General features: G+C 61.9%; 20 protein-coding genes. 11 read left to right on the top strand and 9 right to left on the bottom strand.

Going from position 1 to position 19,550, the window contains the following annotated elements:
* Positions 1 to 46: 46 nt before the first annotated feature.
* On the top strand, positions 47 to 1,072 hold the full coding sequence (locus BJ928_RS03800) for an NAD(P)-dependent alcohol dehydrogenase (protein ID WP_047628781.1): 1,026 nt from the start codon (positions 47 to 49) through the stop codon (positions 1,070 to 1,072).
* Between the two features lie 48 nt (positions 1,073 to 1,120).
* Here the strand turns inward: BJ928_RS03800 and BJ928_RS03805 are convergent, their stop codons facing one another.
* Positions 1,121 to 2,173: an aldo/keto reductase gene (locus BJ928_RS03805; protein WP_047627914.1), complete on the bottom strand. Its 1,053-nt coding sequence runs from the start codon at positions 2,171 to 2,173 to the stop codon at positions 1,121 to 1,123.
* A gap of 304 nt (positions 2,174 to 2,477) precedes the next feature.
* Between BJ928_RS03805 and BJ928_RS03810 the strand changes: the two genes are divergently transcribed.
* Entirely contained in the window at positions 2,478 to 3,182 is a 705-nt protein-coding gene (locus BJ928_RS03810; protein WP_047628782.1) for an HAD family hydrolase, read from the top strand.
* Between the two features lie 3 nt (positions 3,183 to 3,185).
* Here BJ928_RS03810 and BJ928_RS03815 read toward each other — a convergent pair whose 3' ends face one another.
* Together BJ928_RS03815 and BJ928_RS03820 are read right to left on the bottom strand one after the other, a co-directional pair.
* Positions 3,186 to 3,677 carry a hypothetical protein gene (locus BJ928_RS03815; RefSeq protein WP_052227492.1) on the bottom strand — a complete coding sequence of 164 codons (492 nt, stop codon included), beginning with the start codon at positions 3,675 to 3,677 and terminating at the stop codon, positions 3,186 to 3,188.
* A 29-nt stretch (positions 3,678 to 3,706) separates the two neighbouring features.
* A complete protein-coding gene (locus BJ928_RS03820) occupies positions 3,707 to 4,336 on the bottom strand; it encodes a DNA-3-methyladenine glycosylase I (protein WP_047627916.1) in 630 nt (209 codons plus the stop codon).
* A gap of 302 nt (positions 4,337 to 4,638) precedes the next feature.
* Between BJ928_RS03820 and BJ928_RS03825 the strand changes: the two genes are divergently transcribed.
* From BJ928_RS03825 to BJ928_RS03840, 4 genes are all read left to right on the top strand, one after another.
* Entirely contained in the window at positions 4,639 to 5,421 is a 783-nt protein-coding gene (locus tag BJ928_RS03825; protein ID WP_047627917.1) for a L,D-transpeptidase, read from the top strand.
* A gap of 220 nt (positions 5,422 to 5,641) precedes the next feature.
* The gene (locus BJ928_RS03830) at positions 5,642 to 6,340 is read left to right on the top strand and encodes a L,D-transpeptidase (RefSeq protein ID WP_047627918.1); all 699 of its coding nucleotides are present in this window, start codon (positions 5,642 to 5,644) and stop codon (positions 6,338 to 6,340) included.
* Positions 6,341 to 6,658: 318 nt separating this feature from the next.
* Complete coding sequence (locus tag BJ928_RS03835) at positions 6,659 to 7,330, top strand: porin family protein (RefSeq protein WP_047627919.1); 672 nt, start codon at positions 6,659 to 6,661, stop codon at positions 7,328 to 7,330.
* 57 nt (positions 7,331 to 7,387) lie between these two features.
* Positions 7,388 to 7,753, top strand: a complete 366-nt coding sequence (locus tag BJ928_RS03840) for a hypothetical protein (protein ID WP_245432224.1) — start codon at positions 7,388 to 7,390, stop codon at positions 7,751 to 7,753.
* Here BJ928_RS03840 and glcF read toward each other — a convergent pair.
* Genes glcF through BJ928_RS03855 form a run of 3 tightly spaced genes read right to left on the bottom strand, consistent with a single transcriptional unit; the run spans position 7,750 to position 11,718 of the window.
* The gene (gene glcF, locus BJ928_RS03845) at positions 7,750 to 9,069 is read right to left on the bottom strand and encodes a glycolate oxidase subunit GlcF (protein ID WP_047627921.1); all 1,320 of its coding nucleotides are present in this window, start codon (positions 9,067 to 9,069) and stop codon (positions 7,750 to 7,752) included. The genes BJ928_RS03840 and glcF overlap by 4 nt on opposite strands.
* A 13-nt stretch (positions 9,070 to 9,082) precedes the next feature.
* Positions 9,083 to 10,282, bottom strand: coding sequence for an FAD-binding protein (locus BJ928_RS03850; protein WP_047627923.1), 1,200 nt, complete (start codon positions 10,280 to 10,282; stop codon positions 9,083 to 9,085).
* A complete protein-coding gene (locus tag BJ928_RS03855; protein WP_047628784.1) occupies positions 10,279 to 11,718 on the bottom strand; it encodes an FAD-linked oxidase C-terminal domain-containing protein in 1,440 nt (479 codons plus the stop codon). The genes BJ928_RS03850 and BJ928_RS03855 overlap by 4 nt, the downstream gene beginning before the upstream one ends.
* A 121-nt stretch (positions 11,719 to 11,839) precedes the next feature.
* Between BJ928_RS03855 and BJ928_RS03860 the strand changes: the two genes are divergently transcribed.
* Positions 11,840 to 12,736 (top strand): LysR family transcriptional regulator, encoded by an 897-nt coding sequence (locus BJ928_RS03860; RefSeq protein ID WP_047627924.1) that lies wholly within the window; start codon positions 11,840 to 11,842, stop codon positions 12,734 to 12,736.
* A gap of 27 nt (positions 12,737 to 12,763) precedes the next feature.
* Entirely contained in the window at positions 12,764 to 13,327 is a 564-nt protein-coding gene (locus BJ928_RS03865; RefSeq protein ID WP_047627925.1) for an O-acetyl-ADP-ribose deacetylase, read from the top strand.
* A gap of 3 nt (positions 13,328 to 13,330) precedes the next feature.
* Here BJ928_RS03865 and BJ928_RS03870 read toward each other — a convergent pair whose 3' ends face one another.
* Together BJ928_RS03870 and BJ928_RS03875 are read right to left on the bottom strand one after the other, a co-directional pair.
* Positions 13,331 to 14,494 carry an adenosylhomocysteinase gene (locus tag BJ928_RS03870; RefSeq protein ID WP_047627926.1) on the bottom strand — a complete coding sequence of 388 codons (1,164 nt, stop codon included), beginning with the start codon at positions 14,492 to 14,494 and terminating at the stop codon, positions 13,331 to 13,333.
* A 126-nt stretch (positions 14,495 to 14,620) separates the two neighbouring features.
* On the bottom strand, positions 14,621 to 15,529 hold the full coding sequence (locus BJ928_RS03875) for a LysR substrate-binding domain-containing protein (protein WP_047627927.1): 909 nt from the start codon (positions 15,527 to 15,529) through the stop codon (positions 14,621 to 14,623).
* Between the two features lie 265 nt (positions 15,530 to 15,794).
* On the opposite strand from BJ928_RS03875, the gene BJ928_RS03880 reads away from it, so the two are divergent.
* The 3 genes from BJ928_RS03880 to BJ928_RS03890 all read left to right on the top strand — a co-directional run bounded on the left by BJ928_RS03880 (position 15,795) and on the right by BJ928_RS03890 (position 18,731).
* Positions 15,795 to 16,292 carry an NUDIX hydrolase gene (locus BJ928_RS03880; RefSeq protein ID WP_183079358.1) on the top strand — a complete coding sequence of 166 codons (498 nt, stop codon included), beginning with the start codon at positions 15,795 to 15,797 and terminating at the stop codon, positions 16,290 to 16,292.
* A gap of 96 nt (positions 16,293 to 16,388) precedes the next feature.
* On the top strand, positions 16,389 to 17,924 hold the full coding sequence (locus BJ928_RS03885) for an inorganic phosphate transporter (protein ID WP_047627930.1): 1,536 nt from the start codon (positions 16,389 to 16,391) through the stop codon (positions 17,922 to 17,924).
* Between the two features lie 69 nt (positions 17,925 to 17,993).
* Positions 17,994 to 18,731, top strand: a complete 738-nt coding sequence (locus tag BJ928_RS03890; protein WP_047627932.1) for a 16S rRNA (uracil(1498)-N(3))-methyltransferase — start codon at positions 17,994 to 17,996, stop codon at positions 18,729 to 18,731.
* 4 nt (positions 18,732 to 18,735) lie between these two features.
* Here BJ928_RS03890 and BJ928_RS03895 read toward each other — a convergent pair whose 3' ends face one another.
* Positions 18,736 to 19,350 (bottom strand): LysE family translocator, encoded by a 615-nt coding sequence (locus BJ928_RS03895; RefSeq protein WP_047627934.1) that lies wholly within the window; start codon positions 19,348 to 19,350, stop codon positions 18,736 to 18,738.
* Positions 19,351 to 19,550 lie beyond the last annotated feature (200 nt).

A 19,550-nucleotide genomic window follows, 5' to 3' on the forward strand; every position in this document is an offset into this window, starting at 1 on the left:
CGATATAGTGCGTCCATTGTGTTCAATTCCTCCCAGGAGACCAATGATGACGGAGACTATGAAGCGCTGGACCCTCGACAAGATCGCCGTCGGCGCACCCTTGAACCTCACGGAAGCGGCGATCCCCACGCCCGCACGCGGCGAAGTCCTCGTGCGGGTCAAGGCCGTTTCGCTGAACTATCGCGACAAGCTCGTTCGCGAGACCGGCATGGGGCTTTCCATTCAGTTTCCCTTCGTGCCTGCCTCGGATATGGCGGGCGTTATCGAGGCGGTGGGAGACGACGTCACCAGATTCTCGGTTGGCGATCGCGTCATCTCGACCTTCCACCCCGGCTGGATTGATGGCAAGCCGCTCGGCGATGCCCGCAATCCTCCCTACAAGACGTTGGGCGGCTTCTATCCGGGCGTGCTTTCCGAATATATCTCCGTGCCCGCGGACTGGCTCGTCTCCGCACCGACGACCCTCGATTATGCCGAGGCCAGCACTCTGCCCTGCGCAGGTCTGACTGCATGGTTCGCGCTGGTGGAACGCGGCAAGCTCAAGCCGGGCGACAGCGTGCTGGTGCAGGGAACGGGCGGCGTCGCCCTCTTCGCCCTGCAGATCGCCGCCGCCCAGGGAGCCGAGGTCTTCGTGACGTCGTCGGGACCGGAAAAGCTGGCTCGTGCCAATGCCCTCGGAGCCCATCACGGCATTGATCGCAACACAAGCGACTGGGTGGAAGAGGTGTATCGGCTTAGCAACGATCGCGGCATCGACCATATCATCGAAATCGCCGGTGGACCGAACTTCGCCCAATCGTTGAGGGCCGTGGCGCCTCACGGCCGGATTTCGGTCATCGGCGTGCTCGAAGGCTTCGATATTTCCGGGCCGGCGGCGCCGCTGCTGCTGAAATCCCCCACCGTGCAGGGCATCGGCGTCGGCCATCGCCGCTCGCTCGAAGATTTCGTGCGCGCGGTCGACAACATAGGGCTGAAGCCGGTGATCGACCATCGCTATGCGCTCGGCGAGGTGCGGGCGGCTTTCGATCATCTCGATCGCGGCCCCTTCGGCAAAATCGTCATCGAGCTTTGAGGGGAAGCCGGGCCGCTGGGAAATGCGGCGGCCCGGCCGTTCTTGACATCAGACCTTCGGCTGGAACGGCTGCGGCACGCGCTGAGCGCCCTGGCGGGCCAACATCCAGCCGGGATATTCGGCGGGAAGCGCGCTGACCGCGTCGAGCTTGGCGATGTCGTCGGCATCAAGCTTCAGCTTGACGGCGGCAAGATTCTGATCGAGCTGGTCGAGACGCTTGGCACCAATGATGATGCTGGTGACGAAGGGTTTTGCCAGTATCCAGGCGAGGGCCACGGTGGCGACGCTGGAGCCGTGCTTTTCCGCCACTTCGCGCATGGCGGCGACGCAGGCCCAGGCGCGATCCTTGTCGACGGGTGGGAAATCGAAGCTCGCACGCCGTCCCTCGCCATTACCCGGAGCGCCGGGACCGTATTTGCCCGAGAGCAGGCCGCCTGCCAGCGGCGACCAGACCATGAGCCCCAGCTTTTCTTCCGTCATCAATGGCACGATCTCCCGCTCCAGATCACGGCCGGCGATGGAATAGTAGGCCTGCACGGTCTCGAACCGGGCGAAGCCGCGGCGCTCCGAGATACCGAGCGCCTTGGCGATGCGCCAGGCCTGCCAGTTGGAAACGCCGACATAACGAACCAGGCCGCGCGAGACGAGATCGTCCAGCGCCCGCAGCGTCTCGTCGATCGGCGTTACTGTGTCGGTGGCGTGGATCTGATAAAGGTCGATATGATCGGTCTGCAGGCGGTCCAGGCTTGCCTGCACGGAATCCATGATATGGCCGCGCGAGGCGCCACGATCGTTGGGCTTGTCGCCCATGACGCCATAGACCTTGGTGGCAATGACGACATCCTTGCGGGGAACGCCGAGATTCTTCAGGGCCTGGCCAAGCAGCTTTTCGGAATTGCCGAAGGAATAGACGTCGGCGGTGTCGATAAAGTTGACGCCGGCGGCCAGCGAGCCTTCGACGATCTTGTCGGCGAGCGCCTGGTCGACATCGGCGATCGAGCCCCAGAGGCTGTTGTTGGGGTTGGCTTCACCGAAGGTCATCGTGCCCAGGCAAAGTTCGGAGACGAACAGCCCGGTATTGCCGAGTTGATTGTAACGCATAGGAAAAATTCCCTTGTAATCAGCCGGAAGACGCTTCCGGCCGGTGAATGCATATCTTTTCGCTATAGATTGGCCCCGGCACGACAGCGGCAATTGGCGCTGCCCTGGAGAGGTCATAAGACAGTCATCGAGGCACGGCTCTGGCTCCGCGGCGATCGAGACAACAACGACATAATGCACCGGAAACCGCTTTCAACGCGAGACCTTCCGTCGATCACGATGCGGTTACCGGCGCTCACCCTTGCTTCCGCTTCGCGACGGAATAGATTCCAGCAATCATGACATGCGCAAAACGGACATACCGATGACGCAACGCCCCTTGACCACGATCGGCTTCGATGCCGACGACACGCTTTGGCAGAACGAACAATTCTACCGGCTGACGGAACTGCAGTTTACCGATCTTCTTGCCGATCACGCCGCAAGCGACGTCATTTCCGCGCGGCTGCTGGAGGCGGAGAAGCGCAACCTCCGCCACTACGGCTTCGGCATAAAGGGCTTCACCCTGTCGATGATCGAGACGGCCATCGAGATCACCGAGGGCCAGGTGCCGTCGAACGTCATCGCGCAGATTCTCGATATCGGCCGCGATCTTCTCGCCCATCCCGTCGAAACCCTGCCCCACGTGCGCCAGACGCTGGAGGCCCTGTCGGGCAAATACCTGCTGGTGCTGATTACCAAGGGCGATCTCTTCGATCAGGAGCGCAAGCTTGCCCAATCCGGGCTCGGCGACCTTTTCGATGCGATCGAGATCGTTTCGGACAAGAACGCCTCCACCTACCGCCGCATCTTCTCCAAGGTCGGGGATGGGCCGGAACGGGCGATGATGATCGGCAACTCGCTGAAATCGGACATCGTGCCGGCGCTTGCCGCCGGCAGCTACGGCGTCTTCGTGCCGCACGAACTCACATGGTCGTTCGAACATGTCGAGGAACCGAGCCAGGCGCCGCGTTTCCGCAAGATCGACCATCTCGGCGAGTTGCACGGCATTATCGAGGCGTTGTCCTAAGCCCTACTGCCCCTGCTTGGAGCGCGGCGGGAACAGCATCGGACCCTGATCCTTCTGCTGGTCGGCTGGCTGCTGTGTCGCCGGCGGATTGGGATCGATGAGGATCTCATAGGGTGCGCCGAGACCGCGCCGGCGCGTGACGCGAGAATAGTATGGCTTGATCAGCCAGGTCGTATCCTCGTTGACGGTGACGTCGGCGGTGTTGCCGTCCTCATCCGTGCCGAAGAAGGATTCGTCCTCGTTCGAAGAGAGGTCGAAGATCGCCATGAAGGCATATTTGCTCTTCGAGCTGAAGGTGATCCGTATATGCTGGCCCTTCTTTAGCGGCAGCATATAGACCTTGCCCTTGCCGAATTTCGTCCAGCCCGTCAGCTTTTCGAGGACGGCCGGCAGGGCGATCTTCTCGAGCTTTTCGCCGCGATCGAGCTGCGGCAGTTGCGGTTGCTGGGTGTCGGTTTGCGCATTCGCGGCCACGGCGCCGAACAGCGCGAACATCGTCAGGAAAAGGCCGAGAAGCGTCGTTCTCACGGCCGCACCAATGCGCAACGCATCGCCTCCACCTCTTTCCGGCAATAGCAGCCTTCAATATGATCGTTAACGAGGCCCATGGCCTGCATGAAGGCATAAACTGTGGTCGGGCCGACGAAGGTCCAGCCGCGCTTCTTCAAATCCTTGGAAATCCGAACGGAGGCGGCGCTCGTCGGATTGGCGCGGAGATGGGCAAGGTCGAAGAGTTCGGGGCGCTCGGCGGCACTCGGCTCCTGGCTCCAGAAATAGCGGGCGAGCGAGCCGAATTCGTTGCGCAGCTCGATGGCGCGGCGGGCATTGTTGATGGTGGAGACGATCTTGCCGCGATGACGGATGATGCCGGCATCGGCAACACAACGCTCGATATCGGCATCGTCGAATCTCGCGACCTTCTCGAAATCGAAACCGGCAAAAGCGGCGCGGAAATTCTCGCGCTTGCGCAGGATCGTCAGCCAAGACAGGCCGGACTGGAAGCCTTCCAGGCAGATCTTCTCGAAAAGCCTGATGTCGTCGACGACCGGGCGCCCCCACTCCTCGTCGTGATAGCGCAGATAATCCGGCAGATTGGCGTGCCAGAAGCAGCGGTCCTTGCCGTCTTCGCCGGTGATGATGCCCGTTTCGGCCATTTTCGCGATTCGTCCCCTATTTCAGCGCGCGCTACCGGAAACCAGTAAGCCACTATCGGATAAATTGAGATCAATCAAATGCTTAAATTCATAGGCACATTCGGGCGACCGTGCATTCCGATTCATGATTTACCACTTGCAAACCATCTTTCAAAACCAGGCGGTAACCCTGACAAAGCTTTATCGGCTTTTCGGCATTTTGATGAATAGATGTTTACCATTCGCTCGCGTGCAAGTGGCACCATGGTTTCGACCGGGTGCTGTTGCGCCCATCTTCGGCCCATGTGTAGAGAGTTTGTCCGATGATGAAACATGCCGTTCTATGTGCCGCCGGCGTTCTGAGCCTGCTTGCCTCCACCGCCTTTGCCGACGATCGCTATCAGTCGCGCCCGCCCGTCATCGTCAGCCCCGATCTGACCGCCCCCTGGGTGATGCAGCTCGGCGGCGGCAACGTGCAGCCGGTCGTCTACCCGCGCCCGATGGCGCGGCGCGCGGCCGATCCCGCCATGCAGCAGCAGGCCAATCCGCAGGTACGTCAGGTCGTGCAGCCGCGCGGCCTGTTCTCCCGCCCGGTCGTGCAGCAGGTCGCGATGGCCCGCCCGCAATATCCGGCAATCCGCGGCCAGATCGCTCCGCAGTTCCTGCCGCAGATCGTCGACTACCAGACCAAGGAAAAGCCCGGCAGCATCGTCATCGACACCAACAACCGCTTCCTCTACCTCGTGATGGACGGCGGCAAGGCGCGGCGCTATGGCGTCGGCGTCGGCAAGCCCGGCTTCGAATGGGCTGGCGCTCACACCGTCACCCGCAAGCAGGAATGGCCGGATTGGACGCCGCCCGCCGAAATGATCTCGCGCGAAGCCGCCAAGGGCCATTATCTGCCGGCGCGCATGGAAGGCGGCGAGGGCAATCCGCTCGGCGCGCGCGCCATGTATCTGGGCTCGACGCTCTATCGCATCCACGGCACCAACGCGCCATGGACCATCGGCAATGCCGTCTCCTCCGGCTGCATCCGCCTGCGCAACGAAGATGTCATCGATCTCTACAATCGCGTAAAGGTCGGCACGCGCGTCACCGTCATGTAGTCCCGAACGGCCTTCGGACCTGCGCGGCGGCATCACCCTCATCGAAGGGCCAGCAGCTCGCCGCGCGGCCATGCCCGTCACTATATCTCAGACTATAGTCCGACCCGCGATAGAAGAGAGGGCGTTTCTCCCAATCCGTTCTTCGTATTGGACATTTTGATCTTGATCCCCTCGCCGGTTCCGGTAGTTTCCTACCGAATTCAACGAGGGGAATGCCATTATGAAAGCAGCATTGTCGATCGTGACGACAGGTGTCGTTGCGGCGTGTCTTCTTGCGGCGTCGAACGCAGCCGCCTTCACCGCTTCCGCACCCTATGCGGCGCCGGCCAAGCGTGCCGACCTGATCCAGGTGGCGATGGAGCCGCAGGGCCAGGTCAAGCCGCAGTTCCAGCGGCGGCTGGTGCGGTTGTCGACCAACGAAGCGCCGGGCACCATCATCATCGACACCAACAACAAGTATCTCTATCTCGTCGAAGGCAACAACCGCGCGAGACGCTACGGCATCGGCGTCGGCCGCGAAGGCTTCGGCTGGTCCGGCGTGGTCAAGGTCGGCCGCAAGGCCGAATGGCCGGGCTGGACGCCGCCGCCGGAAATGCGCATCCGCGAGGCCAAGAAGGGTCACAAGCTGCCGGCCTACCAGGAAGGTGGCGAGGATAACCCGCTCGGCGCGCGCGCCATGTATCTCTATCGCAACGGCAACGATACTGCCTTCCGCATCCACGGCACCAACCAGCCCTGGAGCATCGGCCTGAACATGTCTTCCGGCTGCATCCGCATGATGAACAAGGATGTGACGGATCTTTACGATCGGGTTCCGATCGGCACGAAGGTCATCGTCGTCGGGCCTGGCAACAAGCAGGGTGAAGTCAGCTATCAGGACCGCGGCGTCGACGTGCTGAGGACCATGTTCGGCGGCTGATGGAGCGGGGCATCAGCCTGCTCCGAATCAGACAGCAAAATAGCGGGCGTCCCGAACGATGGCATGGCATCATTCGTGCGCGTAACGGGCGCCCGCATCTATCGCAATGGCCAATTCTATCCAGTCCCCGCGCGAGGGTACTGTTGCGCCGGGGTTACAGCCCGGAACTTATCGCACCGCGCCGCCGATGATCGGCCCGATACATTCAGTCTACCGTCTGTTTTTCCCCCTCAACCGCGACTTGCCTACCGTTGACTGCAATAGAAGTGTCACGGAAGCGCGCTTAGATGGCAGCACTTTGGCATCCGGGGATTTCATATGCATCGTGCGTTTCGCAACAAGCAGCCGGCACTTGCCGTGCTTGCGGTCTCATCATTTCTATTGGCCGCCGGTTCCGCCTCGGCGGAAATGCAATTTTCCGCTTACGGCGGCATACAGGGCGCGACCGGCAGCAATGTCACCACATCGGACGGCGCCGATTTCGACCCGAACTGGTCCGGCAAATCTTTCAAGATGCCACCCTATTTCGGTTTTCGCGGCATCTGGTGGCTCGATCAGTTCGACAAGCCGAACTGGGGTGTGTCGCTCGATTACAGCCATGCGAAGGTCTACGGCGATCTCGGCAATACGCCCGGCTGGTCGCATTTCGAGTTCACCGACGGCTTGAATATGCTGACGCTGAACGCGCTCTACCGCTTCCAGGACTCCAGCCGCAACTGGACGCCCTATGTCGGCCTCGGCGCCGGCATCAACGTGCCGCATGTCGAAGTCACCCGCGATTCCGGCAAGACCTTCGACTACCAGTTCGGCGGCCCTTCGCTGCAGGCACAGGCCGGCGTCAGCTATCAGTTCGCCAAGCACTGGTCGACCTTCGTCGAATACAAAGGCAACTACAACTTCGTGAACGATGTCTCGATTGACAGCGGCGACACGCTGAAGACCAGAGTCTTCACGCATGCGCTCAACTTCGGCGTCTCGTTCAACTTCTAAGAACAGCCGATCTTCCACCACTATCGATCCCCCAAACCGGTTCAGGCTTGGGGGATTGTGTGCTATTATTCGGGCATGAGCTTCTTCTACTATCGTTGCGACTGGATTCATCCGGAAAGCGAGGAGCCGGTCATCGTCTATTACGAGGTCGATGTTGCCGGCGATGTTCCCCGGCTCATCGATGTATTCGCTGATGGCCGCCGACACTGCATGTCGGTCGCCGATATTTCGCTGCGCGAGCGTGAGATTCAACGCCTGACCAGCCTGGTGGAAGGCTCATTTTACGACGGTATCGCCGGATTGGTGGACGGCATCTTCTTCGAAGAGGGTCAGGAACGCATTAGCATGACGCGCATCGCCGCCGACAAGTTCGAGGGCGAATGGCAGGCCTACCGCCTGCCCGCATCAGGCAAGCTGCATTAGGCCGCCGCCGGCTGCAGGCCCTTCAATTTCTCTGGCATATCGCCGCCATAGGCCCAATCCAGCAATTCCACCGTATGCAGGATCGGAATGCCGGTTCCCGTCGCGATCTGTGTGATACAGCCGATATTGCCTGTGGCGATGATATCTGCCCTCGTCGCTTCGAGATTCCTGACCTTGCGCGCCTTCAGCTCCGCCGAAATCTCCGGCTGCATGATGTTGTAGGTGCCGGCCGAGCCGCAACAGAGATGACCTTCCGCCGGCTCGCGCACCGTGAAACCCGCCGCTTTCAGCAGCAGCTTCGGCGCCATGGTGATCTTCTGCCCATGCTGCATGGAGCAGGCGGAATGATAGGCGACCGTGACGCCGCGCGGCATATGCGAGGGAAGGTCGAGGCTGGCGAGATACTCGGTGATGTCCTTGGCGAGTGCCGAAACCCTTGCCGCCTTGTCGGCATAGGCCGGATCGAGGCGCAGCATATGCCCGTAATCCTTGATCGTCGTGCCGCAGCCAGATGCGGTGATGATGATGGCATCGAGGCCGCCGGCCTCGATCTCACGCAACCAGACATCGACATTGGCGCGGGCGGCGGCAAGCGCCTGTTCCTCGCGACCCATGTGATGGACCAGCGAGCCGCAGCAGACCTCCCCTTCCGGCGCCACGACCTCGACGCCGAGGCGGGTCAACAGGCGGATGGTTGCCGCATTGATCTTTGGATCGAGCAGCGGCTGGGCGCAGCCCGTCAGGATCGCCACCCGGCCACGACGCTCGGCCTGCGGGGCGTACAGCCCCGGCTTGGCGAAGGGTGACGGCGCGGGAATGCTGCGAGGCGCAAGATCGAGCATGGCGGCGAAAGCCTTCAATGCGGGAATGCGCCTCAACAGGACCTTGAACGGCCGGCCGAGGTTTGCAAGCCGCAGAGCCAGCCGGAAACGGCCGGGATAGGGCAAGACGGAGGCCAGCACATTGCGGGTCAGCCGGTCCATCAGCGGACGCTTGTAGGTGTTCTCGACATGGACGCGCGCATGGTCGATCAGGTGCATGTAATCGACGCCGGAGGGACAGGTCGTCGTGCAGGCGAGGCAGGAGAGACAGCGATCGATGTGCGTCACCACCTCGGCATCGGCGGCCCGGCCGTTTTCCAGCATGTCCTTGATGAGGTAGATGCGGCCGCGCGGGCTGTCGAGCTCGTTGCCGAGCGTCACATAGGTGGGACAGGTGGCGGTGCAGAAGCCGCAATGCACGCATTTGCGCAGGATCGCCTCGGACTCGGCCACGTGCGGATCGGCAAGCTGTTCGGGAGTGAAATTGGTTTGCATCCGGCAGCCCTCGTCACGCCATTTTGCCGGGGTTGAAAATCCCGGCCGGGTCGAATTTTTCCTTTACGCGTGCAGATAGCAGCGCCACTGCCTCCGGCTGCGGCTGGAAGGCGGCCGTCATCGCGCGGTGAGCAGGGGCAGCGCGCATCAAGGTCGCGTGTCCGCCGCCGAGCGCGTGAATATAGCGTCGGAGCATGTCGCCTTCCGGCTCGGCTTCCATGCGCATCCAGACAAGCCCGCCTTGCCAATCGTAATAGGCATCCACGCCCTCCTCCAGGCGAAGAGCGGCCACAAGCTGGTGGCCGGTACCGGGCGCGACCGAGACGCGCCAAACTGGGCGCGAGGTGCCATCCGCATAGGGCTTCACATTGCGGATTTCGCGCCATAGCCGGCAGCTGTCATCCTCCTCGAGGCGTTTCACCGATCCGAGCCGGCCCATCGCAGCGGCAAGCTTTTCACCACGGACCGCGACGGAGCCGGGGAGACCCTCGATGCGCAGCACCGTCGCCTCTCCCTGCGGCAGCTTGCCGTCAAGAAAAGACCAGGCGACGGTGAGCGGCAGATGGGCGGCACCTGATACTTCGAGCGGCAGGGCCATGGCCGCGGCCATCGCATTGGCGGCTTCCGCATCGTTGAGGCCGGAGAGGACGATCGTCTCCTCCGTCTTTGGCCTCGGCGGCACGCGGAACGTCACTTCGGTCAGAAGGCCGAGCGTGCCGTGCGAACCGGCCATCAGCTTGACGAGGTCGAGGCCGGTGACGTTCTTCATCACCCTGCCGCCGGCCTTGACGATCTCGCCCCGGCCGTTGACGAAGCGGACGCCGAGAAGACTATCGCGCGCGGCACCGCTGACGAAGCGGCGCGGGCCGGAGACATTGGCTGCGAAGACGCCGCCGATCGTCGGCTCGCCTTCGGTCGCCATCAGCGGCCGGTGGTCCATCGGCTCGAACGCCATCATCTGGCCACTCTCGGCAAGCGCTGCTTCGATCTCCGCAACCGGCGTACCAGCGCGAGCGGTCATCACCATCTCACCCGGATTGTAGGCGACGATGCCGGCAAGGCCGCGCGATGACAGAACCGCATCGGACGCGACCGCATTGCCGAAGCCGGACCGCGTGTTGCCGCCGATGATCGCAAGGGCTGCGCCACGCGCCGTATGATCGCTGATGATGGAGGCGGCTTCCTCTTCAGTTCTCGGATGAAACTCGTTCATGCGGCGTTGCGTCCATCGAGCGGGAAGACCTTGGAGGGATTGAGTATCCAGCCGGGATCGAAGGCTGATCGTACCGACATCATCTGGGCGAGATCGACATCCGCATATTGATGGCGCATCAGGTCGCGCTTCTCGATGCCGACGCCATGTTCGCCAGTCAGGCAGCCGCCGGCATCGACGCAGAGCCGGAGGATGTCGTTGCCGGCGGCTTCCGCCTTGGCCGCTTCTTCAGGATCGTTGGCATTGAACAGGATCAGCGGGTGCATGTTGCCATCGCCAGCATGGAAGACGTTGGCGACGCGCAGACCGTAGCCGTCGACGATCTCGCCCGTCTTCTTCAGCACATAAGAGAGCTGGCTAAGCGGCACGGTGCCATCCATGCAGATATAGTCGGCGATGCGGCCGGTAGCACCGAAAGCCGATTTCCGGCCTTTCCAGATCAGGGCTGCCTCCGTCGCCGACTGGCATTCGCGCACGGTCTTGACCCTGTGAGTGCGGGCGATGGCGACAATGCTCGCAAGCATATCGTCCATTTCCGCCTCAGACCCTTCGACCTCAACGATCAACAATGCCTCGACATCAAGCGGATAGCCTGCCTTGGCAAAGGCTTCGCAGATCTCGATTGCCGGCTTGTCCATGAACTCGATGGCGACCGGCACGATGCCGGCGGCAATGACATCGGCGACGCAGGCGCCCGCTTCTTCCGAACTATCGAAGCCGAAGAGCACCGGCCGGGCGCCCTCGGGCTTGGCGATGAGCCGCACCGTCGCCTCGGTGACGATGCCGAGCTGGCCTTCCGAGCCACAAACGAGGCCGAGGAGATCGTAGCCTGCCGCATCCAGCGCCTTGCCGCCGAGATCGATGACAGTGCCGTCGGTCAGGACAAGCTTAACGCCGAGCAGATTGTTTGTGGTGACGCCGTATTTCAGACAGTGCGCGCCGCCGGAATTCATGCCGATATTGCCGCCGATGGTGCAGGCAAGCTGCGAGCTCGGGTCAGGCGCATAAAAGAAGCCGTCGGCCGAGACGCTTTCGGAGACATGCAGGTTCGTCACCCCCGCCTGCACGATCGCGGTGCGATTGGCATAATCGATATCGAGGATGCGGTTCATCTTGGAGAGGCCGAGAACGACGGCATCTTCCTGCGGGATGGCTCCACCGGACAAGGAGGTGCCGGCGCCGCGCGGCACGACGGGAATGCCGTAGCGATGGCAGTATTTCATCACGGCCGCCACTTCCGCCGTCGAGCGCGGCAAAGCTACGGCGAGCGGCAGGCGCCGATAGGACACGAAGGCATCGGTTTCGAAGGGCACGAGTTCGCGCTGTTCGTGGATCAGACATTCCGGCGGCAAAAGGTCGGTCAGATCGGCAACGATCGCGCTGCGGCGCGCCAGAACATCCGCACGCGGCTCCAGAAATGAAATGGCTTCTGCCATGCCGTCTTCCTCCTGCATCCCCTCGCGGATACAGCCTCCTTTTAACCCATTATCGGCTTAGCGCTTTCCCAAGTTTGGAGCAAATGATAAGCATTTATTCCAAAATGGGAAATAATTGTGCATGACCAATTTAGGGGATCTCGAAATCTTCGCCAGCGTGGTGGCGACCGGCAGCATGTCCTTGACCGGCCGGGCGCTCGGCTTCTCGCCCGCCGTCATTTCCAAGCGCATCAAGCGCCTCGAAGATCGGCTCGGCACCCGGCTCCTGCAGCGCACCACGCGGCAGATTTCGCTGACGGAGGCGGGGCAGGGCTTTTATGACCGCGTGCTTGCCATTCTCGCCGGGCTGGAAGAGGCGGAAGCCTATATTGCCGGGCGCTCTTCGCAGATGCACGGCACGCTGAAGATCTCCGCTCCGACATCCTTCGGCCGTCTGCACATCGCGCCGCATCTCAAATCCTTCATGCAGGCGCATCCTGAGCTGTCGCTCAATCTCGTGCTCAGCGACGAATTCGTCGATATCGTCGGCGGCGGCTTCGATCTTGCCATCCGCATTGCCGAACTGACCGATTCGAGCCTCGTCGCCCGCCGGCTCGCGCCAGTGCGCCGCGTGCTCTGCGCCTCGCCCGCCTATATCGACGCCCACGGCATGCCGCAGGATATCGACGATCTGCGTCGGCACATCTGCCTGCCGGCACACAATCTCGATCCGTGGCGGCTGGAGGGGCCGAAAGGCAGCCTGATCTTCCGCCCTGAGGGCAGGCTCATCACCAACTCCAGCGAGGTCGTGCGCGAAGCCGTCATCGCCGGTCTCGGCATTGCGCTGCGCTCCACCTGGGATATCGGACAGGAACTGCGCAACGGCCGTCTCGTGCAGGTGTTGCCGGCCTATGAAGGCTCGCACAATGTCACCCTCTCGGCCGTTTACCCAAGCCGGCAGTTCCTGCCGGCGAAAGTGCGCGTTTTCATCGACTTTCTGGCGGAACTTTACGGTCCCGTTCCCTATTGGGAGCGATAGGTGCCATAAAGGTTCGAGGAGACCGCCATGTCCGCGCCTGAAATCATCCGTTCCGATCTTGCTGCGAATTCGGAGACGCGCTTCACCGTTGTTCTCGGCGATATCACCAGGCTTTCTGTCGATGCCATCGTCAACGCCGCCAACAGCAGTCTGCTCGGCGGCGGTGGCGTTGATGGCGCGATCCACCGCGCCGCCGGGCCGGAGCTCGTTGCGGAATGCCGGATGCTGAATGGCTGCAAGACCGGGCAGGCAAAGATAACGGGCGGATACCGCCTGCCGGCAAGGCATGTGATCCATACGGTCGGCCCGGTCTGGAATGGCGGCGACCATGGCGAGGAGGAGCTGCTTGCGGACTGCTACCGCAACAGCCTTGGCCTTGCCCGGCAGCACGGCCTGAAGACAATCGCCTTTCCCGCCATCTCGACGGGCATCTACCGCTTCCCCGCCGAGCCGGCTGCACGGATCGCGATCCGCACCACCCTTGCCGAAAGCAAGGATGGTGCCTTCGAGGAGATCATCTTCTGCTGCTTCGGCGACGAGATGGCAACGCTCTATGATCGATTGCTGCCGCAGGCGCTGGCCGAAACCTGAGGTTTAGCGCGCCAAGTCGAGATAGGCGGAGGCGACAAGCGCGTCGATATCAGTGGGAACCGGGATGACGCAGGATTCCTTGCCAAGATTGCCCTTGGCGACCCGTTCCAGGCATCGGGCCTGCAGCGCAAAGCCGAGATCCATGGATTCGACGGTATTCCCCAGCGGACGCGGGCCGGCCAGATTGGCCATATGGCCGCCGCCGAGAATGTGGAAGGCACGGCCATCGCGCATGCGGATAGTCTCGATCTGCTCGGCCTCATAACGATCGACCCCGATAACATCGGGGCTGCTGCGGAAGCCCTCGACATCGATCTCATGCGGAAAGTGGCCGCCATTCATCAGGATCGCGCCGTCCTTGATGAGAGGCAGATCGGCAACCGTGATGATATCCGGATAGCCCGTCACGGTGACCAGCACATCGGCGGAACGGATCGCCGCCTCGCGTAGCGGTGTTGAAAAACCGTCGAGATGCGCTTCAAGTGTCGTGACCGGATTGATATCGACGACACTGACTGCGGAAAAGGCATTGCGGAAGCACGCTGCCGTGCCCCTACCGCAGGCGCCGTAACCGAAGACGGTGACGCGCTTGCCATTGGTGGAGCGATTGGTGAAGCGCAGATAGCTCTCGAACATGCTCTGCCCGACGGCATGCCGGTTTTCGGCGAATTGCTTGATCGGGCTGTCGTTGATGACGAGGATCGGCATGTTGAGCTTGTCGCGCATCGGCATCAGCCGGGTGCGGCCGGATGTGGTTTCCTCGGTACCGCCAAGCAGGTTGGCATAGGGCTTGTCGGCCGCGCGGGCAAAGAGATCGCCGCCATTGTCGAGCAACAAATCCGGCTTTTCCGCCAGGATCGCATCGAGGCTGGCGCCATGCTCATCGGCATCGCGGGTCTGCGTCGCGAAGACCTTGATCCCTTGGGCGCGCAGATAGGCGACCGTTTCCGGCTGGGTGCTGTTGAGATTGCCGGTGCAGACGAGACCGGCGCCGCCCGCCCGCAGCGTCATCAACAGCGCAACCGTCTTCGGCTCGAGATGGATGCCCGTCCCAATGGTCAAACCCGCAAAAGGCCTGGTTTCCCGGAATTCCTGCGCCGTCGCCGCCAGGAGCCGGCAGCTGCGCGCCACCCAATCGATACGGGAAAGAGAAGAAGACTGATCCATGATGCGCTCCTGCCGGCTGGTTCGGTCTAGCGATCTGGCATGAGGGCAAAGGGCCTGTCGATGGACATTGCCATGCCTCACATGGCAGAAAATCTGCCATGTGTATCTCACAGGGAGGATACCTTGCTAAGTCTGCTCGACCCCCGCCGCGCTCAGCCAATCCGCCAGCCGGACAAGCGCCGGGTCCTTCACGTCGCTGCTGCGAATGCTGAGACTGTAGCCCGCCGGTCTGCGGATGAAGCCGAAGGGCGCGACCAATAGGCCACGGTCGATATCCTCACCGATGGCCGTGCGCGGCGCAATGGCAACCCCGAGCCCGGAGCGAGCAGCGCCGATCGCCAGCAGCAGGTCCTCGAACTCGCGATTGCCGGCAAAGCGAACCGGCGCATGACCGCCTTCGGCAAACCAATCCTCCCACAGGGTCGGGGCGGAGCGGCTTGCAAGGGCGAAAGCTCCGGCGAGCGCACAAACGCCCGCGGCAAGCCCGAGGCGATCGGCGATCTCCGGCGTGGCGACCGGGCCGAATTCGTCCTCCATAAAGCGAATGGCCGTGATATCGCGCATCGGCCTGTACTCGCCGCCCATGATGACCGCTTCCAGGTCGGCGCGCTTGGCAAGCGGCTCCACCATGGCCATCGGCACGATGTCTATATCGATATCCTGAAGGGCCGCCTGCAATGCGGCAACACGCGGCATCAGCCACCAGACCGCGAAGGCCGAGGGTACGCCAAGCCGGATCGATCGCCGGCCTCCGATCGCAAGCTCCGCCGACGCCCGCCGCAGGATACCGAAGGCGACGCCGACGGAATCGGCGAATGCCCTGCCCTTCGCCGTCAGTACCAGCCTGCCGTTCTCCCGATCGAACAAGGTCACCCCGAAATGGGCTTCCAGCAGGGTGATCTGCTGACGGACGGCGCCGCGCACGACGCCAAGCTCATCGGCCGCCTGCAGGATGCTGCCGCGTCGCGCGACAGCATCAAATGCGCGAAGCGCATTCAGCGGCGGCAGGCGTCGGGATGAAACGGGTTCGGGCATGGCAAGGTTTTATCTTTCTTTCCAGCGCCATGACGGCCGCATTCAAGCAGCTGCGTCATCTGCGGCATGAAAATGCTGTTCAATGTCGCTTTCAGCATAATTGCTGGCGAATATCAGAAGGCAAATCATCACTTTTTTACATAGTCACCACTGAATAAATTTGTGGGGAAATACCATATAGCACTCTGTGGAACACAAAATTTTTCCACACGATGCTAATATAGAATCAATCCTTCACTCCAACCCCCAAAAGGTGAACCGACAATTGGCCTTTCTCAGCCGTATAGCAAATGATGTGCAACTCATGTTTCGGCGTCCGCCGCGACAGCAATATGCTGCGCTCTGTTATCGGTTGAAGAAAAAGACGGGCGATCTCGAGGTGCTGCTGCTGACAAGCCGCGATACCGGGCGCTGGGTCATTCCCAAGGGCTGGCCGATGCCGGGCAAGCTTTCTCACGAGGTCGCGGCCCGCGAAGCCTATGAAGAGGCCGGCGTGCGCGGCGCGGTGGAGACGGAGCCACTCGGCTCGTTCGGCTACGACAAGGTGCTGAAGGACGGTATTCAGGTGCCATGCCGCGTGCAGGTCTATGCCCTTGAGGTCAACGAACTTGCAAAGCACTTCAAGGAGAAGGGCGAACGTTCCCTGGAGTGGGTGTCCTGCGAGGTCGCGGCAGAGCGCGTGCGCGAACCGGAACTGCGCGAATTGATCCTTGCCTTCGCTCAGCGGATGACGGCTGTGCCTGTGGCAGCGCAGGATAAATAAGCCACATTACTCACAAAAAACTATGCCAGAGTGGCTGGTGGATATTGCGCGCCCTTTCGGGGAGCGCAATACGAGAGTTTTGATCCAGAGAATTGCATGCCCGACCGACCGGCCACACCTAGCAAACGGACGCTCGACAAGGACCTCGACAAATTCACCTATGTCGAGGATGCGACCCATCATGTGACGAAACGTCTGGTCGCCCCGGGTATCGGCCTGATCTTTCTCGGTTTCGCCATGGTTTTTGCCGGCATCTATGTATTCGGCCAGCCGCGAGCGACGCTGATTTTCGCCGCCGTTGCTCTTGCCGGCTACATGGCTCTGAACATCGGCGCCAAGGACGTCGCCAACAATGTCGGCGCAGCGGTCGGCGCGCGTGCGATCACCATGACGCAAGCCCTCGTCATGGCGGCCATCTTCGAGATCCTCGGAGCGACGATTGCCGGCGGCCCGGTCATCAACACGATCTCGACCCACATCGTCGACACCAACCGCATCATCAGCATCGGCAAGCTTGCCTGGCTGATGATGGCGGCGCTGCTTGCCGCCGCCCTCTGGATCAATTTCGCCACCTGGCTGAAAGCGCCGGTCTCGACCACCCACACGATCGTCGGCGCCGTCGTCGGTGCGGGTGCGGCCGCGGTCGGTCCGGAGCTGGTCAACTGGCATGTTTTGGCCGCAATCTCGGCGGGATGGGTGATAACGCCCTTCCTCGGCGGCACCATCGCCGCCGGCATCCTCTATTTCATCGAGACGTGCATCATCTATCGCGACGACAAGATCGCCGCCGCCAGATACTGGATTCCCATCCTGATCGGACTGATGGCCGGCGCCTTCTCGGGCTATCTCGTCGTCCAGCTGGAGCCGAAGGGCGCAATCCCCAATATACTGAACCTGGCGATCGGCATTGGCGTCGGCATCATCGCCTGGCTCGGCGCGCGGCCGCTGGTGGCGGCGCAGTCTGTCGGGCTGGAAAACAAGAACAGCTCGCTGCGCAAACTTTTCCGCCTGCCACTCATCTGTTCGGCAGCGCTGATGTCCTTCGCGCATGGCGCCAACGACGTCGCCAACGCCATCGGGCCGCTTGCGGCGATCGTCCGCGATATCGGCCTCGGCGGCTCGATCGGCGTGATCGCCGAAACGACGACGCAAAAGGCGCCTTTCTGGGTGGTCATGATCGGCGGCTGCGGCATCTCCGTCGGCGTTCTGCTTTACGGGCCGCGGCTCATCCGCCTGCTCGGCGAGCAGATCACCAAGCTCAATCCGATGCGGGCCTATTGCGTCGCGGTATCAGCCGCACTCACCGTCATCGTTGCGGCCTGGTTCGGCTTTCCTGTCAGTTCGACCCATATCGCCGTCGGCGCGGTCTTCGGGGTCGGTTTCTTCCGCGAATGGTCCACCGCGCGCTCGAGGCGGCGCTTCACCTATATGCGCAAGAAAGCCGAGGCTGCGGGCATTCCCTGGCACGAGCCGGAAGCCGCGGATGAGCGCAATCCCGACGAGGTCCATCGCCGTCGCCTGGTGCGCCGCTCCCATTTCATGACCATCATCGGCGCCTGGGCGATCACCGTGCCTGTCGCGGCCCTGCTTGCCGCCGCCGTATATTGGGTTATGGTCGCGCTCTTCATTTAGGGCGGTTCGGTTCTCACCGGGCTTCGAATCGTTCCATCTCATGTTTCTAGGGAATTCCAGGGGTAATCCATGCGCGCCAATTTCCGCATGCAGCGGCTGTTCGTGACATCGGACATCAAGGCAGGCGTCGCCATCGAGGCCGATCAGGACCAGTTCAACTATCTTGCCAATGTGCTGCGCATGGAAGATGGCGCCGAACTGCTCATCTTCAACGGCCGCGACGGCGAATGGAGAGCCAGCCTCTCCTTCCCCACCCGCAAGCGCATTCTGCTGACGCCGGTCGAGGAAACGCGGCCGCAGCCGGCTCCCTCCGATCTGCATTACCTCTTCGCGCCGCTGAAGGTCGGACGGCTCGATTATCTCGTGCAGAAGGCGGTCGAGATGGGCGCGGGCCTGCTGCAGCCCGTCATGACACAGCATGTGCAGGGCAAGATCACCAATCTGGACAAGGTGCGGGCCAATGTCATCGAGGCGGCAGAGCAATGCGGCATCCTCGGCATTCCCGATGTCGCCGAACCGGTTAAGCTTGCCGATCTGCTCGCGGGCTGGCCGCGCGAGCGCCGCATCATCTATTGCGACGAAGGCGATGCAGGTCAAAATCCCCTGCCGCTGCTGACGCAGGTGAAGGAAAAACATCTGGCATTGCTGGTCGGCCCGGAGGGCGGTTTTTCCGAAGAAGAGCGCGCGTTGCTGCGCAGCCTCGATTTCGTCACCGCCATTCCGCTCGGCCCGCGCATCCTGCGCGCCGACACCGCTGCCGTTGCCGCCATGGCGGTGATCCAGGCTGCCATCGGCGACTGGAACTGAGCTTTCATTCCAGCACCGCAACGACAGTTGCAACGATCAGCAGGATCGCCAGCGAGACGTTGACGATCCGCGAGATCCTCGGATCTTGGAGGAAGCGGGACAGGGATGCGCCGAGGAGAAGCCAGACCATGTGGATGGCGACGATCATGCCTGTCAGCAGCGCGATCTTGATAGCAGCGTCGAGCAGCCGCTGATCCTGAAACAGGCTGACGCCGGCAAAGACGGCTGCGATCGCCAGATAGGCCTTGGGATTGGCGACGGCGAGCAGGAAGCCGCCGGAAAAGGCAGGGGCCGCGACCCGATCGTCGCGGCGCGACAGCGGCGGTGCGGTGGCGATCTTGAAAGCCAGATAGAGGATATAGACGGCGGAAACGACCGTCAGCACCAATGCACCGTGCGGCACGGACAGCAGGATCGCGACGACCCCGGCCGCAACGGCCAGCAACACCGCCACCGTGCCGGCGATAAGACCGGACACATAGCCAAGCGATCGCCGGAAACCATAGGCCGCGCCCATGACCGTCGCGCTGATCGTGGAGGGGCCGGGGCTTCCCATGATGACCAGCGAGGCCAGAAGCAGTGTCATAATGGAATAGTAGAGGCCATTTTCTTCAATCATCGATATGCTCCGCCTGATATCAGTCGAAGCAAACTATCCACGACAAAGGCTGGACGTCTTGAACGCTTGTGCAGATATGCCGGCGGTCGACACGGCTGTGATGCACTTGCGAGACATAAAATCCTATTTTTTTGAACGACCCTTGAAAGAAATTCACTTGCACCGTACCTCAATCCGCGTCAATCACCCTCCAATTGACC

It is taken from the genome of Rhizobium sp. WW_1, from assembly GCF_003610155.1.
GTDB classification, from domain to species: Bacteria; Pseudomonadota; Alphaproteobacteria; order Rhizobiales; family Rhizobiaceae; genus Rhizobium; species Rhizobium tropici_A.

Excerpts from the sequence above, each read along its gene's own strand:
- BJ928_RS03800 (WP_047628781.1), top strand. The coding sequence starts at position 47 with ATGACGGAGACTATGAAGCGCTGGACCCTCGACAAGATCGCCGTCGGC.
- BJ928_RS03805 (WP_047627914.1), bottom strand. The coding sequence starts at position 2,173 with ATGCGTTACAATCAACTCGGCAATACCGGGCTGTTCGTCTCCGAACTT.
- BJ928_RS03810 (WP_047628782.1), top strand. The coding sequence starts at position 2,478 with ATGACGCAACGCCCCTTGACCACGATCGGCTTCGATGCCGACGACACG.
- BJ928_RS03815 (WP_052227492.1), bottom strand. The coding sequence starts at position 3,677 with ATGTTCGCGCTGTTCGGCGCCGTGGCCGCGAATGCGCAAACCGACACC.
- BJ928_RS03820 (WP_047627916.1), bottom strand. The coding sequence starts at position 4,336 with ATGGCCGAAACGGGCATCATCACCGGCGAAGACGGCAAGGACCGCTGC.
- BJ928_RS03825 (WP_047627917.1), top strand. The coding sequence starts at position 4,639 with ATGATGAAACATGCCGTTCTATGTGCCGCCGGCGTTCTGAGCCTGCTT.
- BJ928_RS03830 (WP_047627918.1), top strand. The coding sequence starts at position 5,642 with ATGAAAGCAGCATTGTCGATCGTGACGACAGGTGTCGTTGCGGCGTGT.
- BJ928_RS03835 (WP_047627919.1), top strand. The coding sequence starts at position 6,659 with ATGCATCGTGCGTTTCGCAACAAGCAGCCGGCACTTGCCGTGCTTGCG.
- glcF (WP_047627921.1), bottom strand. The coding sequence starts at position 9,069 with ATGCAAACCAATTTCACTCCCGAACAGCTTGCCGATCCGCACGTGGCC.
- BJ928_RS03850 (WP_047627923.1), bottom strand. The coding sequence starts at position 10,282 with ATGAACGAGTTTCATCCGAGAACTGAAGAGGAAGCCGCCTCCATCATC.
- BJ928_RS03855 (WP_047628784.1), bottom strand. The coding sequence starts at position 11,718 with ATGGCAGAAGCCATTTCATTTCTGGAGCCGCGTGCGGATGTTCTGGCG.
- BJ928_RS03860 (WP_047627924.1), top strand. The coding sequence starts at position 11,840 with ATGACCAATTTAGGGGATCTCGAAATCTTCGCCAGCGTGGTGGCGACC.
- BJ928_RS03865 (WP_047627925.1), top strand. The coding sequence starts at position 12,764 with ATGTCCGCGCCTGAAATCATCCGTTCCGATCTTGCTGCGAATTCGGAG.
- BJ928_RS03870 (WP_047627926.1), bottom strand. The coding sequence starts at position 14,494 with ATGGATCAGTCTTCTTCTCTTTCCCGTATCGATTGGGTGGCGCGCAGC.
- BJ928_RS03875 (WP_047627927.1), bottom strand. The coding sequence starts at position 15,529 with ATGCCCGAACCCGTTTCATCCCGACGCCTGCCGCCGCTGAATGCGCTT.
- BJ928_RS03885 (WP_047627930.1), top strand. The coding sequence starts at position 16,389 with ATGCCCGACCGACCGGCCACACCTAGCAAACGGACGCTCGACAAGGAC.
- BJ928_RS03890 (WP_047627932.1), top strand. The coding sequence starts at position 17,994 with ATGCGCGCCAATTTCCGCATGCAGCGGCTGTTCGTGACATCGGACATC.
- BJ928_RS03895 (WP_047627934.1), bottom strand. The coding sequence starts at position 19,350 with ATGATTGAAGAAAATGGCCTCTACTATTCCATTATGACACTGCTTCTG.